The sequence below is a fragment of the Bacillus cereus group sp. BfR-BA-01441 genome (assembly GCF_022663075.1).
In the GTDB taxonomy this organism is placed as follows: domain Bacteria; phylum Bacillota; class Bacilli; order Bacillales; family Bacillaceae_G; genus Bacillus_A; species Bacillus_A cereus.
Genome location: NZ_JAKUEU010000104.1, coordinates 1 through 14918 on the forward strand (window position 1 = coordinate 1; position 14918 = coordinate 14918).

The window sequence follows — 14918 nt, forward strand, 5'->3', positions numbered from 1 at the left end:
TATATCAACGATTCGTCAAGCTATATCGATTTATCGACAAATAGCAACAATAAGAAAAGGCTGTTCCAGATGAACAGCCTTTTCTTTATTTACTTGAAATCTCTTTATTATTTTGAACGTCTAACGGAGCTCGCTTTCCTATTCCGAAAGCATAGAAACTAATTGTAACGATAGCTAAGAAAATAATACCTACAACTAATGAAATACGAGTATCATCGTTAAACCACATTCCGATTAATACCATAATTAAAAAGGCAATCGTTAAATAGTTTGTTACAGGAGCAAATGGCATTTTGAATGGATGATCTTTCATCTCTGCTCCCTTTTCTTTTCTAAAATTAATTTGACTAATTAAAATGACAAACCATGGTACCATACCAGGAAGTACACTCGCACTATATACATATACGAATAAGTTTTTCGGTGCGATGTAACTTAAAACAACACCAACCGCCAGACCGATAATTACGCCAACTGTACCAAATAAAGGTACACCATTTCCAGAAAGTTTCGTAAAATATTTCGGTGCTTGTCCATTTACACCTAACGTATAAAGCATACGACCAGCACTATAAATACCACTATTACAACCAGACATTGCTGCTGTAATAACAACAAAGTTAATAAGTCCAGCTGCTGCCGTAATACCAACTTTCGCAAAAGTCGCTACGAACGGGCTACCAATTGTACTTAATTGATCCCACGGATACACAGTTACAATAACGAAAATAGCACCGATGTAGAAAATTAAAATACGCCAAATTGTACTTTGAATCGCTCTTGTAAGTGTCTTCTTTGGATCCTTCGCTTCACCAGCAGTAATACCGATTAATTCCACACCTTGGTATGCACCAACTACAAGTGATAAAGCAAAGAAGAATCCTGAGAAACCACCTGTAAAGAAACCGCCATTTGACCAAAGATTAGATATGCCAATCGCTTCTCCGCCGTTACCAATTCCAAAGAAAATAAGGCCAAATCCTGCAATAATCATTAATAGAATCGTAACGATTTTAATCATCGCAAACCAAAATTCAAATTCACCAAATGACTTAACAGAAATTAAATTAGCTGCACCAAGAATAACCATTGCGATTATACCTGGTATCCAGGCTGGTAAATCTGGGAACCAATATTGCATATACGCTCCAACCGCGATAATTTCTGACATCCCAACGATAACCCACTGGAACCAGTTACTCCAAGCTGTCATATAACCAGCTAGCGGATGAATATACTTATGACCGAACGTCGCAAATGAGCCTGTACTTGGCTCCATATACAACATTTCTCCCATGGCACGCATGATGAAGAAGATGAAAATACCTGCAATTGCATAAGCAAGCATTACTGACGGACCTGTCCATTTAATTGTGCTGGCTGACCCCATAAACAAACCAACACCAATCGTTCCGCCTAAAGCAATCATTTGAATATGACGTGCTTCTAAACCTCTTTTCAATTCTTTGTTTGCCACTTCACTTCCCCCTCTTAGATGATTCATAGCCGCATTTTAAAACAAGATGCTTTCCCCTAATTCCTTTCGGCTCTGAAAATGATGAAGCAAACGTCATTTTACACTAGCTTTAAAGCTATCCTAAAATCGTTTTGTGCTCCTAATAAAATTCTCAAAACCTTTCATCTTCCAATATTCTATAAATCTTAAAATTACTTACCTTATATTAATTCATTAATCTGAAAAATTCAATTATTTTTTCAATAAATTATTATACATAAGTCTGATTAATTTTTAACTAAATTAACAATAAAATACATCTATTCAATATGATTCCGGCATGTATATTATTACAATATAAATAACCGAGGAAAGTATATCTTCCTCGGTTTCATACTGCATGTACTTTAATATCTATATCTGATAACGTCATTTCCATTTCTACTAACATTTTCAAACTTTATTTTCGTGGTTTCTGAACGCTCCATTAACATCTCACCCCAAAATATAATATATCAGTAAAATTACATACCATATACATCCTTCGCACAGACTTCCTTATCAAAACGAACAAATTTACTCTGTACTTCCATTCCAGCTGCTTCATATACGCGAGGTGCACCTGTAATATTTTCAGAATCTACATTTAAATGCACTTTTGAAATCCCTTCTTCGTATAATTGACCGAATGCATGATGTAACAGTGCTAATCCCAATCCTTGTTTCCGCTTAGAACGCCTTACACCTAAGTGAGTAATTTCTGCTTTATTGTCAGCACCCTTTTTACTAAAGACAAAACCAACTACTTCACCCTCAACCATCGCTAATGACCATAATGTAGGATGAAATCCCTCTCTTTCTGTACGCTGTAAAAACTCTTCTAACGTAGAAGATTTCGAATTCCAGTGGTCTGCGAAGGCTTCATTAAAAGCTTGATGTAATCTCTCATCATCTACACCAGGTATGTAATGTCGCACTGTAACACCATTTGGCCAGATTGCTGATGGAATATTTTTCTTTAATTCAATCCCCATTCCCCACCAAATACGAGTTGGAATAAACCCGGCTTCCCCTAATATTTTTTCCTCATAGGAATTATTTGCTTGTGTTACAATCGTGCCATTCAAGCAAGATGAGTTACTAACAAGATCCGTAGCACGCCCTTCAAGCTTTGACCATATTACTTGTTCAATGCCTTGATTCATATAATTAGGATGAATAAGTACAGCAGATGGAAACTGCCCTTCATTCCCTGTCAAAATTCCATAAGCGATTATTTCTTCTCCATTCATAACAACATAAGAGCTTTTACTAACATCAATACCTTTCCATGAATTAGTTATATCCTCTACCGTTGTATCAATTTCGCCATAAATAGCTTGATCATAAATCTTACATAAATTGAAAATTTGTAGTAAATCTTCTTGTGAAGTTGCTTTAACGTTTAGACCGTTTACTAAGTTCTGCATACAATTCACCTCATTTTAATTAAAAATTCAAATCTTATCGTAAAAACATTTCATAATACTACTATTTTATGAAAAATATTAATCCACCTAAAACAATCAACAATACACCCGAAAGTGGAAAACTCTTCTCTTCAATTTTTATCTTTTCCTCAATAATATCTTTAATTTTCCCCTTCATATCATCTGGACATTTTTTAAATAAAATATTAGTTGTATGTAGTGGTCTATTCAATATTCGAATTTTAACAGGAGAACCTGATAAATATATATTATTTTTCTCCACAGTAAATTCTATATTTGCTTCAATTAACCCTTCTTTCACTAACATATTCACCCGGCTAGAAGGTAGATTAAATACTGTATAATCGTTAAAAGCTAGTCCTCTAATATCGAAATGTGAGTATACGAGAACTAAAGCTATAAACAACAAAACAAGTACAACTATTGTTTTCACTAATGAAAGTTGATTTAACTTATAAGAGGATGTTGTCATATAAGCACAAAAGAATGCCATTAAATTACAAAGATAGTGGTTTACAATGAAAGTTTTTCTTGCAACGATAGTAAGTCCGGAAATGATTAGTAGCGTGCATACTAGATTCATTAACATATTTCCCCTCCCAAAAACTATAACTATACAACTTTGTTATATTTTGACATTAATTACATATTCATACCTATAATTACTTTCATAAAATATAAAAGAGCCTCATTAAAAATGAGACCCTTTTACCATTTCATATTTAAATCATTTTTGAAGTTTGTTTACCTAGAATAAATACTTTAGTAAACACCATCATGATAACTACTATAGCCAGAAAATAAAGTGGCATCACCAGTAACGAGCCCGTATGCAGCTGACTCATCCCCAAAATTGTCATCGTTACAATTACATAGTACCCTAAGCTAAACAATGCACCAGCTGTACCAATGACATCTTGAAAATCTACTAACGCTAAACTTAAACAGTTAGGTAACGCTACTCCAATCCCTAATAACAATATAAACATTGCTATTAAAAATACAACCATATATATTACATTCGGATTTAATCCAATAAACGTAATAACAGATAAAAGGATAGCTCCTCCTGTCATTACGAGACAACCGATATATATAATTTTCTCTGGTTTATAAGTAGCAAGTAAACGTTTTGAAATTTTCGCTCCAACAATAGAAGCAGACGCAACAACAATTCCTAGAAATCCATACATACTAGGCGATAACTGAAAGTATTCAATAAAGATAAACGGCGCTTCTGCATAATAGCTAAATAAAACACCATTTGCTCCTCCAATTAATAGCCCATACGTTACTACTTTCGGATTTGTAATTAACTTCTTTAAGACTGAAAACACATTTATTTTATTCGTTACTGAGTCCGTCTTTGTTTCGGGAAGAGAAACAAATGTATACAGAAAAATTCCGACACTCATAACTACTAAACTTAAAAATACTATTTTAAATCCAAACATTTGATCAAGAAAGCCACCAATTAACGGTCCTATCGCTGGTGTAAAAGCAATGACTGCCGAGATTTGAGCAAACATAACATGCCTCTTATGCCCTTCTACACTTTCCCGAAGAATCGTTTGTGTAACCACGGATCCTGCACTTGCTCCAAACGCTTGAATAAAACGACTTACCAATAAAACTTCAATGGAATTTGCAATATAGCATAAGAAACTCCCAGCGCCATATATTACAATTCCAAATAACATTGCTGGGCGACGGCCAATTATATCTGATAGCCATCCAATAAAAAATACACCTAAAGCAAATCCAGCAAAATACACACTAAGCGTTAACTGCACCTCATTATTACTTACATGTAACGCCTTTGAAATGTCCGGTAAAGACGGTGTGTAAATCGTTTCACTAATTTGCGGAAATGCGACAAGAACAATCATTAACACAAGTGATGGTACTGAGACTTTTTTCATTTTTCATACCCTCCTATAACTTTGAAAATCCCAGAAATAAAAAGACTTTCCTTAGCTACGGAACAGGAGGGGCCATTATAGAAATCCGGTCATAAAACAACAAAGAAAACACCTCAATTACGTATGTTAATACTTATAGGAGGGTAATATTAACATCGATTTTTAAATATACTTTTTCAATTATATTACATACTACGTTTCTTTTACTAGTGCTCGGCCTTGGAGGATTGTTAAAAAGATAACTTGATGCAGTCACCTTTTTATGGAATAATTAGAAATAGTTTGAATTCGTAAGTTTAATTATTAAACGATAGACTAGCATATTTTAATGTCACAAGCTTACAAACTGGAGGCCTTTCGTAATGATTGAAATTTTAAGGACAGTAGTAAACTTTCTAATTTCTCTATTCTCAGGAGAATTACCATTTGTATATTATGTATGGATTATTACCCTATTCCTAATTCAAATAACCCAATCTACTCTAAACTATAAACTCTTTAACAAGAAAGGCAATTTCAGCACTTATATATCGGAAGGATTACTTGCTTTTATTATTTTATTGTTTGGAGGAATATTAGTATCTAAGTTACTTGCTTACATAATAGACGATCCTACTATTAGTATGACGAATTTAACACATTATTTTGTTTCTCTTATCATATTAACTATATTTGTCGTAATAACCTGTGTTAAAAACTTTATAGAGACATCTATAAAGAATAAAAATATATCTCTTTTGAGCTTTTTAGTAATTTCCTTCATAACAAGTATACTTTCATTCAAGTTTTTATCACCTTTAATTGAAGGTTCTTTTTCTCTTTCTAAATCTTTTATAACTACTTTAATCATTCTAGTAACTGTATCCATTCCTCTATTAATCTCCTTAGAGGATAAGTATGCAGATGAAAAGGAAACGGAAAATTTATAGTTTCTCATTTACATAAAAGAAAGAGGGAGCTCCCCTCTTTCTTTTAAATCATCCCTTTTAATATCAATCCTAAAACTGACATTATTATCGCACTAATAATAATTCGCAAAATCCAAGTTGTGTTTGTACTTATTTTTTCTAATTGCTTATTGATTGTTGCTATATCTTTCTCATTAATAGTAGTACGCGTTTCTAAAGCACGAATGTCTCTCATAATTTCTTTTTGCTCCGCCTTGAGACTGTCAATTTTAGCGTAAACATCTTCCATATATTCACACCCTCTGTTCATCTTAATAGAAAAATCTATATATATTATGAGACAACCCTCTTACCTGTGAATACATTGCGTACATCCGCGTACCAAATTATTTGTACAATCTAATTGAATTATTCATATGTTTCCTATCTTCTATATAAATCAGCGTTAAGATAAATTAAAAAAGGAATCCCTTGTTTATTTAACAACAAACAAGGTGCAATCCAACATTCGGGAGCACCTACGATAATTTCTATTGTTTTCATATTTACAACTCCATATAATCAGTATGATTTTCTGAAGAAGCCACTTTTTGAACTGCTTAAAGTATACTAATCTGAATACGAAATAGCTGTATTGATAAACTCTCTAGAACAATAAATATACTGGCTGAAACCGATCTATATCCAATATTTTTTCCAGTAACATGAATGGTTATTTCTGATAAATACGTTTGTATATCATTGTTTTCAAAAATTTCATCCTCAACCTTTACAATATCTGCTTCACAATCTACTTCTTTAAAAGTTTTCAATAATTTTGTTTCCAATAAACTACAATCAAAATTCTCATCTTTTATTACGGCAAATTTAACCTTCATATCGATTTCCCCATTTTTAACAAACTAAAATCACTAAATCAATATAAATATATATTATTCTATTAAATAATTCAAAATATACGCTTCTCATATACATTATTTCCTTTCACTCATACTTTTATCATTGAGTTTTTATTCACAAATTCGTAACATATATATATGAGTTATTATGCTAAAATTAGTTTATTCACAAGAAGAAGTTATTCTTAATAAATCAATCATTTTTAATACCCTGTTTAAAGCCTTGCCCCCCTGCAAGGCTTTTTCCTATTTAACTAGAGTAGTAGTTTTCGTTATGCATCTCTCCCCTTTGTTCCTTACCCTACAAATAATACTGAATGTTTATTTTACTTTTTCAACATCCTTACTCGCTCTGTTCGAGAGCTCTTTACCAAATATTCAATCTAATGATAAAATTGACCAAATTAATATTTTCGTCCATAACTGTATCAAAAAGTACACTAAAGAAAAAATAGCACTCTCACGATTAAGTAAACGCGAGCTTTTTTCTTCTATCTACTTACTATTTAAGGTTAATAGTTTAGTAACAAGATTTAAAAATTCGACTTAAATTCATTAATGAATGGAGAGGTTTATATGAAATTAAAAGACAAAGTAGCAATCATAACTGGTGGTGCAAGTGGAATTGGCGAATCTACTGTTCGTCTTTTTATCGAAGAAGGTGCAAAAGTAGTTATTGCTGACTTTTCTGAACGTGGAAAAGAACTATCAGATGAATTGAATGCACATGGATATAATACGTTATTTATTAAAACCGATGTAACAAAAGAGGCAGATATTAAACAGCTAATTCATGAGACAGTAAGTACATACGGTAAATTAGATATTATGTATGCCAATGCCGGCGTTGCTGATGATGCACCGGCAAACGAATTATCCTATGAAAAGTGGAAAAGAACTATTGATATTAATTTGTCTGGGGTATTCCTTTCTGATAAATATTCGATTGAACAATTTCTTAAACAAGGTACAGGTGGTGTCATCGTTAACGCTGGTTCCATTCATAGTTTTGTTTCATTACCTACACCAACAGCATACTCCTCTGCAAAAGGTGGTGTGAAACTATTAACTCAAAATTTATGTACTGCCTACGCTAAATATGGAATACGTATTAATGCGGTGTGCCCTGGTTATATTGACACCCCTTTACTGGGTAGTGTTAATCCTCAACAGAAAGAATATTTAGCTTCACTTCATCCGCAAGGCAGACTTGGAACACCAGAAGAAGTCGCTAAAGCTGTCTTATTTTTAGCAAGTGATGATGCTAGTTTTGTTAACGGTACAACACTTCTTGTTGATGGAGGCTATACTGCACGTTAATTTAAAAATTTTGAAGCACCCTAAAAAATGTATAGTCTTCAACAAGAAAAAGCGCCATCACAAGTGACGGCGCTTTTTCTATGTAAGAGCAACTAGAAGGTATCCTTCTACCCTACTCCCATTTATAAGTCCAAAACTGTTCAAGTTGCAGCCATTTTAATGTTGCTGCATCTTTGTTTTTTATTTTTGCATGCGTGTCTTCAAGCATTGCTTCTGTTTGTGAACGGTGCGCACCTAATGCAGTTAATTTATGATCAAATACTTCACTAATGTTATTTACAACATCCGGTTCTCCTAATACTGCTTCACGATTTTTCGTAATCGCAACAGCATGAATAACTGGGCGCTCTTCTTTTGGCATACGTGATACAGCGCGAACGACAGCGCGGCCAAATGCATTATGATCTGGATGTACACCGTGCTCTGGATAAAATGTAATAATTCGAGATGGATTTACTTCTTGAATGATTGCTTCAATTTTGTCAGCAACGAAATCAACATCTTCAAATTCTAACGTTTTATCATGGAAGCCAAGCATTCTTAAATCTTTAATACCCATCGCTTCACAAGCATCTTTCAATTCTTTCTTACGGATATGTGGAATCGTTTCACGGTTAGCGAATACGTTCTTACCCATGTTACGTCCCATTTGTCCTAGAGTACCACATGCATATGTTACAGGTACTCCTTGATCTGTTAATAAGCGAATTGTTCCTCCCGCAGCATATGCTTCATCATCTGGATGCGGAAATACAACAAGTACATGTCTCTCCATAAGTTTCCCTCCTTCTTACTTAAATGGTGTTAAGCTTAACTCAAGTGCAACTGCTAGACGACCTAAATTATCATGTCCAGCTAATAATAAACGCTCTTGATCGTCTACTTCCCAGTGCGTAATACCTTCAGCATATACCCAACCGTGATCCATTTTCAGACCAACTCGGTATGGATTTGTTCCAGTTATCTTCCCGCGTTCAAAACGGATAATCGCATTTCGAATGAAAGCACCAACTGTCATCATCTTTTCATTTATGTGTGATGCATACGCTCCGTTTGTCGTTTCTAAATGAATATATACATCTTTATTTACAAAACGTTCAATTTCATTTTGAATAAGAGAACTATCTTTTACTATTTCCATCGGAATTCACCTCTTTAAACCATTTTACGCAAAAATAATGTAAATTGCTATCTCTATATTAGAGGACAACGCTCACTTTTCCTAATAATTTGCACTGTGTTTTTTATATTTTTTATATGATATGTAAAAAATACATTTTTTCCTTCACTTTGTTAAATAGTTTTCTTTCTTTTTTGAATTTGCTACAATATATTTTATCCCGTATTATTGCAGCGAGATACATTTCGACAATTGAATACATAATTTAAAGAAGGTGACATGATTGGAACAGTCAGCACATGAAGTAGCAAATTGGCAATATTATTTTGCAATTGCCGTATTTTTAATCACGTACGGATTTATTATTTCTGAGAAATTGAATCGTGCTGTAATCGCACTATTCGGTGCTGCTATTATGATTATTTTTGGAGTTGTAGATTTACATACTGCTTTCACATCACATATTCAATGGGAAACGATTACCCTTTTAATTGGGATGATGATTCTCGTACATATTACGAGTCAATCAGGCGTCTTTGAATTTGTGGCCATTAAAGCGGCAAAAGGAGCTGGCGGAAAACCGATTCGCATTTTATTATTACTATCCCTATTAACTGCTGTCGGATCAGCATTTTTGGACAATGTAACGACTGTTTTATTAATCGTTCCTGTTACATTATCCATTACACGTATTTTAAAAGTAAATCCTGTGCCTTATTTGATTTCAGAAGTGCTGTTTTCAAATATAGGCGGAACAGCAACATTAATCGGTGATCCACCTAATATTATGATTGGATCAGCAAACAAGCATTTAGACTTTAACGCCTTTTTACTTAACTTAGCTCCAATCGTAATTATTATTTCTATTGTGACACTTGGCATTATTTACTTCATGTACCGTAACAAACTAAAAACAACACCTGAACAAATCGAAAAACTAATGGCATTAAATGAAAAAGATTATATTAAGGATCAAAGCCTCCTTTTAAAATCTATTTCGATTTTAGGACTAACTATTTTAGGCTTCGTACTTCATTCGATTATTCATGTAGACGCTGCCGTTATAGCGATGACAGGCGCTACACTTCTTATGTTAATCGGCGTGAAAGAACATGATATTGAAGATGTATTTGCCCACGTTGAATGGGTAACCATTTTCTTCTTCGCCGGACTATTCGTTCTCGTTGGCGGGTTAATTGATATCGGACTTATCTCTTCACTTGCAAAAGAAGTAATCGGCGTAACAAACGGTGACATCGGATTCGCAGCTATACTTATTTTATGGGTATCTGGCATCGCATCTGCGACAATCGACAACATCCCTTTTGTCGCTACGATGATTCCTCTTATTCAAGACTTAGCTACAGGACTCGGACTATCTGTCGATTCTCCGCAAATCGAAGTACTATGGTGGGCGTTATCTCTTGGAGCTTGCTTAGGAGGAAATGGAACGCTAATCGGAGCATCTGCAAACGTAGTCGTTGCTGGTATTGCAAAACGTGAAGGACATGCTTTCTCTTATATGGACTTCTTAAAAATTGGTTTACCATTAACTATTGTTGCACTCTTGTTATCACATGCTTATATATATTTACGTTATTTAATGTAAAAGTTGTATTGCATGAAATTATATCGTCAAATCCAAAAGGTTTGCAGCATCGTGCTGCAAACCTTTTTTCATCACCAAAATATACCGATAATTGCTAACCCACCTAAAATCATACCACCAATTTGTCCGACAATTGTTGGTGATAATTGAACACCTTTTCTCACTTCAACAACTGGTCTTTCGTGCCTTAGTTGCTGCACTTCGCTTTGCAGTTGATGTACACTTCCGTGTAACTCTTTAATTAGTTCCTTTAATTCAGCGACCTCTTCATTTACTGGTTTTGCTTTTTCTAAATTCATTTTACATAACTCCTTATAAATTCAATCAGTTCACTGTAAATTTTCGCCAATTATCATTATATCTCCTGCATACTACATATATAATATTGAATGTATTCGCTAATCTTGCAACCCTATCCATTCATCCCGCAATATCCCCATAATGATACGATCAAAACACTTCCCATCTCTTTGAACCGCTTCTCTCATACACCCTTCCATCTGAAAACCTATCTTTTTATACAACGCAATGGCTGCTTTATTATAAGAAATCACATCCAGACCGACGCGGTGTAAATTCAATTCATAGAAAGCATACTTTAAAATAAGATGTATTGCTTCTTTCCCATATCCTTTTCCTCTATCATTCGCATCTCCTATACCAATGGCTAATAAACCTGTTCTGTTATTCCACTCTATACCATGAATCGCCACAAAACCAATTAAGCGATCTTCTTGAACTGTCCTTACCATGAAAGAAACACTATTCGATCTTCGTCCTTTTAATAACCCATCACTTGCTATTTCATTTAAAGATTGCGGGAATGCTACATCTGTATCAACATTTCTTAAATACTCACTATCTTCTTGCCACATAGCCATTACTTCAGCATCTGTTTCTCTCATAGCTGATAATTTAATCGTTTTATTTCGAAAAAGATTCATTGTCATTTCAAACTCCCCCTTTACTAAATAACGGGGATAATTATTCAAGCCTATTTACCCCCTCGTTTCATAAACTGTTTCATAAACGGGATACTTACAATAAGCGCTGACATTGGCACATCTCCTCCATATCGAATTAACTTCATTGTATAATTTTTCATTTATTCTAACAATAATAGAAAGGCCCTCCAAATTTAGAGGGCCTTTCCTAATAACAAAACTATATTATTTCGTAAACATTTTCTCCGCTTCATCCATTGCCATTTTGTTTCCTAAAGCAGAATAGTCAAGCCATGGTTGATCATTGATAATGTATACCTGCTTGCCTTTAACTGCTTTTAAGTCTTTCCAAATTGGTGTTTCTTGAAGTTGTTTAAATGCTGCTTTTGCTTTGTCATCTCTATTTACAACAACGAAAATCGCATCTGCATCAAAGTCAGGTAATACTTCTTGTGAAATGACTTCGAAAGGACGGTTTCCATCAATTTTCTCTACACCATTTGCAGGTTGTAACCCTAGGTCTTGGAATAAAATTGGTCCCATCGGTCTTTTCGTACTAAATACACGCAATTCTTTTGCAGTAACGCGAATTGCCATTACTTTTTCGTTATTACCTAGCTCTTTATCTATTAAACCTTTTACTCGTTTTGATTGCTCTTCGTAATCTTGAATATATTTATCTGCTTCTTTCTCACGGTTTACAAGTTTACCAACTTGTTTTAAATGCTCTCTCCACGTACCTTCATCTAAATTGAAAGAATGTGTTTTTGTAATTTTTTCGTATTTCGCTACATCTTTACCAGCATATTTTTCATCAACATAAATGTCAGTTGGCTTTAATTGAAGTAACGCTTCCATATTCGGATCTGTTACAACACCAAGCTTCTTCGTATCTTTCAACTTCTCTTTAGCGTGCGGTAAGAAATCTTTTAAATCTCCACCAATAACAGAACCTACTGGTGTAATTCCTAATGCAAGTAAATCATTTGTTAAATGAATAGACATTGAAGCAATTTTTGGATCATTACTTTTTTCCGTTTTTTTCGTTGCTTCTTCATTAGCTTTCGTTTGACCACATGCTGCTAATACTAAAATACACATCATGCTAAATAAAATAGTAAGTTTCTTTTTCATATGTTCTCCTCTTTGAAGTATTTATTTTGTTTTTGTAAGTAAATAAAGAAAATACGGTGCTCCTAAAGCTGCCACTACTACACCAGCTGGAATAGAATTTGGCTCAAATATAGAACGACCTATCGTATCTGCTAGCACTAAAATAATCATTCCGATAATGCCAGCTAAAGGAAGAAAGTGTTGATATGTAGTACCTACTAACTTCCTTGCGATATGCGGAGCAACTAAACCGATAAAACCAATTCCTCCTGCCATCGATACACTTGTGCAAGATAATCCAACCGCTGTAGCTAAAAGTAATAACCGTTCTTTTTGAACAGAAACACCAAGTCCTGCTGCTACACTATCACCTAGTGACAATGCATTTAACGTTTTAGATTTTAGCCACGCATAAGGGGTTAGTATGAAAATCCAAGGTAATAATGCAAGGACATGAATCCAATCCCTTCCCCACACGTTACCAACTAGCCATCTAGAAGCGAATGTATACGTCTCATCATTTAACTTGAGAGAGAAAAATAACGAAATTGCACTAAAGCCAGCTGAAACTGCAATACCAACGAGAATAAGTCTAATGGGAAGTAAACCTTTTGACCGATCACTCGCAAGTAAAATAATAAGAAATGCAGCTAATACTCCTCCACCAAATGTAAATAACGGTATTAAAATGGATGCACTCTCATTAATAGAATGAAAGAGAGTAACAAATACGATAAGACCGAAAGATGCACCTGAATGCAACCCTAAAATACCAGGATCTGCAAGTGCATTACGGGATAATCCTTGCAAAATCGCACCGGAAATACCAAGACCAATACCGGCTAACATCGTGATTATTATTCTTGGCATACGATAATCATATAGCACGGTTGCACTCTCAAAATTACCATAACCCAAAAGTGTTTCAATTACTCTAAGTGGCGCTATACTCAGTGTCCCTGTATTTAAACTAATTAAAATTACAGCGATACTTATACATCCGAAGATTGTAGTTACAGTAATAGCTCTCTTTTTATCCGTGTTAAAAAGATCTTTCACTTATAACTCCCTCCCAACTTTACGTGCTATATAGAGGAAGAACGGAACTCCAACAAGAGCTACCATAATCCCTATCGCAAGTTCCTTAGGAGGATTTACTGTTCTTGCCCCTAAATCAGCTACAACTAATAACATAGCTCCTAATAATGCTGACATAGGAATAATGAGTCTATAATTCACACCAACTAATTTTCTAGCAATGTGCGGGATAACTAGTCCTACAAATCCAATAGAACCAACAGCTGAAACAGAAACACCTGCCAGAATAACTACTATAATCATCCCTAGTATTCTCGTTCGGTTCGTTTTCACTCCTAAATTTGTAGCAACATCATCCCCCATTGATATGAGTGAAATAGATCTCCCTAGCATTGTCGCGAAAATAATCGTTATAAGAATAATAGGAACTAAAAATTTCAAGTGTTCCCACTTAACCCCTGCAACACCACCAGCATACCAAAACGCTAAATCTTGGCTTAAATCATAATAAATCGCAACACCTGAACTTAATGAATGTAAAAGCGCTGCCATAACAGCTCCAGAAATCGTTAACCTCATTGGTGTTAACCCACCTGATGTTGCTGATCCAATAACAAAAATAAGTACTGTACTTAAGACTGCTCCAATAAAGGAAACAATCATTAAATAGGAATACGGCATATGCGGAAAAAAAGCAAAACTAAGTGCCACTACAAACATCGCACCTGCATTTATTCCGAGTACACCTGCATCAGCCAAAGGATTTCGTGTTATACCTTGCATAACAGCACCAGCAACCGCAAAAGCTGCCCCTACAACTGCTGCACCAATTACTCTCGGGAGCCTTAATTCATAAATAATTTGGTGCTGCGTTAATTTCGGATCGTAATTCAAAATCGCTGCCCACACCGTTTGTAAATGAATATCCTTTGCACCAAATGAAATGGCTAAAAATATAGATCCAATTAAACATAAAATTGTTAAGCTCATGAAACATATGAACTTAATATGTATCCAGCGGTTATTACCAGCATGTACAGTAGACTTATGTAACATGTTTCATTTCATCCTTTATATTCAGTTGTTTTTTATAATTATT

General features: G+C 34.4%; 16 protein-coding genes. 3 read left to right on the top strand and 13 right to left on the bottom strand.

The window, feature by feature from the left end; genetic code table 11:
* Positions 1-85: 85 nt before the first annotated feature.
* The 4 genes from MR107_RS26350 to MR107_RS26365 form a co-directional block, all read right to left on the bottom strand.
* On the bottom strand, positions 86-1477 hold the full coding sequence (locus MR107_RS26350; protein WP_001284404.1) for an amino acid permease: 1392 nt from the start codon (positions 1475-1477) through the stop codon (positions 86-88).
* Positions 1478-1980: 503 nt separating this feature from the next.
* Positions 1981-2925: a GNAT family N-acetyltransferase gene (locus MR107_RS26355; RefSeq protein WP_078401456.1), complete on the bottom strand. Its 945-nt coding sequence runs from the start codon at positions 2923-2925 to the stop codon at positions 1981-1983.
* A 61-nt stretch (positions 2926-2986) separates the two neighbouring features.
* Positions 2987-3535: a hypothetical protein gene (locus tag MR107_RS26360; protein WP_242292903.1), complete on the bottom strand. Its 549-nt coding sequence runs from the start codon at positions 3533-3535 to the stop codon at positions 2987-2989.
* Positions 3536-3668: 133 nt separating this feature from the next.
* Positions 3669-4868, bottom strand: coding sequence for a multidrug effflux MFS transporter (locus tag MR107_RS26365; protein WP_242292904.1), 1200 nt, complete (start codon positions 4866-4868; stop codon positions 3669-3671).
* A gap of 362 nt (positions 4869-5230) precedes the next feature.
* Between MR107_RS26365 and MR107_RS26370 the strand changes: the two genes are divergently transcribed.
* Positions 5231-5797 (top strand): DUF5823 family protein, encoded by a 567-nt coding sequence (locus tag MR107_RS26370; RefSeq protein ID WP_242292905.1) that lies wholly within the window; start codon positions 5231-5233, stop codon positions 5795-5797.
* A gap of 43 nt (positions 5798-5840) precedes the next feature.
* Here the strand turns inward: MR107_RS26370 and MR107_RS26375 are convergent, their stop codons facing one another.
* Entirely contained in the window at positions 5841-6065 is a 225-nt protein-coding gene (locus MR107_RS26375; RefSeq protein WP_000390461.1) for a hemolysin XhlA family protein, read from the bottom strand.
* A 310-nt stretch (positions 6066-6375) separates the two neighbouring features.
* Entirely contained in the window at positions 6376-6654 is a 279-nt protein-coding gene (locus MR107_RS26380; RefSeq protein WP_071739339.1) for a hypothetical protein, read from the bottom strand.
* A gap of 597 nt (positions 6655-7251) precedes the next feature.
* Between MR107_RS26380 and MR107_RS26385 the strand changes: the two genes are divergently transcribed.
* Complete coding sequence (locus tag MR107_RS26385) at positions 7252-7995, top strand: SDR family NAD(P)-dependent oxidoreductase (RefSeq protein ID WP_000768018.1); 744 nt, start codon at positions 7252-7254, stop codon at positions 7993-7995.
* Between the two features lie 112 nt (positions 7996-8107).
* On the opposite strand, the gene bshB2 is transcribed toward MR107_RS26385, so the two are convergent.
* On the bottom strand, positions 8108-8770 hold the full coding sequence (gene bshB2 / locus MR107_RS26390) for a bacillithiol biosynthesis deacetylase BshB2 (protein WP_000439483.1): 663 nt from the start codon (positions 8768-8770) through the stop codon (positions 8108-8110).
* A 15-nt stretch (positions 8771-8785) separates the two neighbouring features.
* Complete coding sequence (locus MR107_RS26395) at positions 8786-9136, bottom strand: YojF family protein (protein WP_000407045.1); 351 nt, start codon at positions 9134-9136, stop codon at positions 8786-8788.
* A gap of 262 nt (positions 9137-9398) precedes the next feature.
* Here MR107_RS26395 and MR107_RS26400 point away from each other — a divergent pair, with 262 nt between their 5' ends.
* Positions 9399-10724, top strand: a complete 1326-nt coding sequence (locus MR107_RS26400; protein WP_000437999.1) for an ArsB/NhaD family transporter — start codon at positions 9399-9401, stop codon at positions 10722-10724.
* A 71-nt stretch (positions 10725-10795) separates the two neighbouring features.
* Here the strand turns inward: MR107_RS26400 and MR107_RS26405 are convergent, their stop codons facing one another.
* The 5 genes from MR107_RS26405 to MR107_RS26425 all read right to left on the bottom strand — a co-directional run bounded on the left by MR107_RS26405 (position 10796) and on the right by MR107_RS26425 (position 14875).
* A complete protein-coding gene (locus MR107_RS26405) occupies positions 10796-11023 on the bottom strand; it encodes a coiled-coil domain-containing protein (RefSeq protein ID WP_001047304.1) in 228 nt (75 codons plus the stop codon).
* A gap of 99 nt (positions 11024-11122) precedes the next feature.
* Positions 11123-11674 (bottom strand): GNAT family N-acetyltransferase, encoded by a 552-nt coding sequence (locus tag MR107_RS26410; RefSeq protein ID WP_000178509.1) that lies wholly within the window; start codon positions 11672-11674, stop codon positions 11123-11125.
* Positions 11675-11893: 219 nt separating this feature from the next.
* The gene (locus MR107_RS26415; protein ID WP_242292906.1) at positions 11894-12802 is read right to left on the bottom strand and encodes an iron-hydroxamate ABC transporter substrate-binding protein; all 909 of its coding nucleotides are present in this window, start codon (positions 12800-12802) and stop codon (positions 11894-11896) included.
* Positions 12803-12823: 21 nt separating this feature from the next.
* Positions 12824-13840 carry a FecCD family ABC transporter permease gene (locus MR107_RS26420; protein WP_017673082.1) on the bottom strand — a complete coding sequence of 339 codons (1017 nt, stop codon included), beginning with the start codon at positions 13838-13840 and terminating at the stop codon, positions 12824-12826.
* A complete protein-coding gene (locus MR107_RS26425; RefSeq protein WP_078405022.1) occupies positions 13841-14875 on the bottom strand; it encodes a FecCD family ABC transporter permease in 1035 nt (344 codons plus the stop codon).
* Between the last annotated feature and the right edge of the window lie 43 nt (positions 14876-14918).